Annotated in this window: 1 protein-coding gene and 1 pseudogene; both read right to left on the bottom strand. The window is 60.4% G+C overall.

From position 1 onward, the window contains the following. A pseudogene (locus EV202_RS14900) lies at positions 1-407 on the bottom strand (hypothetical protein); the annotation flags it as partial. Between the two features lie 231 nt (positions 408-638). Continuing rightward, positions 639-1736 (bottom strand): fimbrillin family protein, encoded by a 1098-nt coding sequence (locus tag EV202_RS14895; RefSeq protein WP_131927616.1) that lies wholly within the window; start codon positions 1734-1736, stop codon positions 639-641. Positions 1737-1822 lie beyond the last annotated feature (86 nt).

Raw genomic sequence — 1822 nt, 5'->3', positions numbered from 1 at the left:
GTGGCGTCGGCATGCATGGTGGCGGTTGTCACCGGGGCGCCCTTGGTGGTTGCGCCGCCGCTTTCTTCGGAAGCGCCGGCACCGGCTTCCCGTGCGTTATTGGTGGCGATGCCCTCTTCCGTCAGGGTGTGCAGGTACAATTCCTGCCCGCCGTCCGACGTCTCCCCCCCGATGGGGGTTATCTCCAAGCGCGGCACGCTGTCGGCAGCGGCACGCGTGGTTGAGGGGGCGTCCCCCGCCCCCTGCAATGCGGTCACGGCAAACCCGATGGACGTCCCCGCACGGTGTCCGGTTTCATGTTCGTCCGAGCACGCCGCAAACAGCAGCATGGACAGCAACAGGCCGCCCGGCAACAATCGGGAGGCCGTGGCCGGGCGGATAAATCTCATAGTTCCAATAGTTCTCATAAGCAAAGTTTATTTAGCGATTAGCGTTATTAGCGGTCAGTTGATTAGTGGTTAACGGTCAGTGATTAGTCGATAGCGCAGCCTGCTGACCGCTCATCGCTAACCGCTCACCGCTCCATTACGTGCGGACGTCGGGGGACGGAGGGCTTGCGCCCTCCCCGGCCGCCTGTATCGGGCCGGTCCAACCCCCGCCGTCCTTCGGTATGTGGTGTGACGCCCGTAACACGAGGATTACAGGCCCATCTCCTCTTCGGGCTGGTTGTCCCACTCGTCAACCGTAACGGTGAACTTGATGGCACCGCCCAATACAGGATCGCCGCCCGTGCCCGGGTTGGGGTCCACGTTCGGGTCTACCGGATTGTCGGGGTTCGTGGGATTCGGGTCTATGTTGCCACCGCCCCCGCTTCCGAGGAAATTCAGCGTGTAAGTGTACTTCTTACCCGGCAGCCAGTTCGTCCCGACGGGCACTGCCGCATAGGCGAACTTGTCCGCCTGGGGAGGGAAGATCTGCGTCAGGTTGCCCCCGTTCTTGCTCGAAATCCGGCAAAGCACGGCGATGTAGGCACCGTCGGCGCCGCTCCCCTTCGTCCAAGGCGTAAGCTGCTGGGGAATCATCAGGAAGTTGCTCTTGGTGATGTTCTCGGCGTCCGAAGTGAGCGTGAATTCGGAGTCGAGGTTGGTAGCGTAGTCCTTCGCTGTGCCGGGAACCGTCCAGTGGCTGGAGGGCAGCGTGCCCGTCACCACCGTGGTGGGGAAGGTGAAGTTGGCCGTGGAGGATATATGCCCGAGCTTCACGCCAAGCACCTTGATCTCATATGCGGTGGTGTTGGCCGACTTGGCCTTCACCTGTATCTGGGAGAGGATGTGCTTGAACTGCAGGGCAACGCCGGAAGTCTCGTTGGCCGCTTTCGTTCCCGTGGCGAAGGCCACCACGACGTCTTTCTGGTCGGCAACGGCCGGTGCGGGCGAGAAGTTGTTGATGGCGCGCGCCGTGGGGCTCACGGCAACGGTCGTCACGTCGACCGGGGAGTACGCGAAGAAGTTCAGCGTGCCCGTGCCCGGCCAGTAGTAGGTCTGCGCGGTGTTCCAGACGGAACCGGCCTTGTTCACCTGCAGGTCCGTGAAGAAGTTGGCAGCCGCACCCGCCAGGTAAGAGCTCACCTTGAACTGCGAGATGTTGGCCGTGGTGATGACAGGGCCGCGCGTCACGTTGCCAACGCTGGGGCGGAATTTGATGCCCGCGCCGTTGTCCAGGCCCGTGGTCTCGTCCTGCGAGCAGGAGGCAAGGGCAAGAAGACCCATTGCCAAATACAATACATTCTTTTTCATGTCTTTAATCGTTTAAATTGGTAATTGATAATTGATAATTGATAATTGATAATATATAGGTGTCACATCACAATCTCAAATGTCCG

The organism is Prevotella heparinolytica (genome assembly GCF_004342845.1).
GTDB lineage: Bacteria > Bacteroidota > Bacteroidia > Bacteroidales > Bacteroidaceae > Bacteroides > Bacteroides heparinolyticus.
This window is presented reverse-complemented; position numbering and strand designations above follow the sequence as displayed.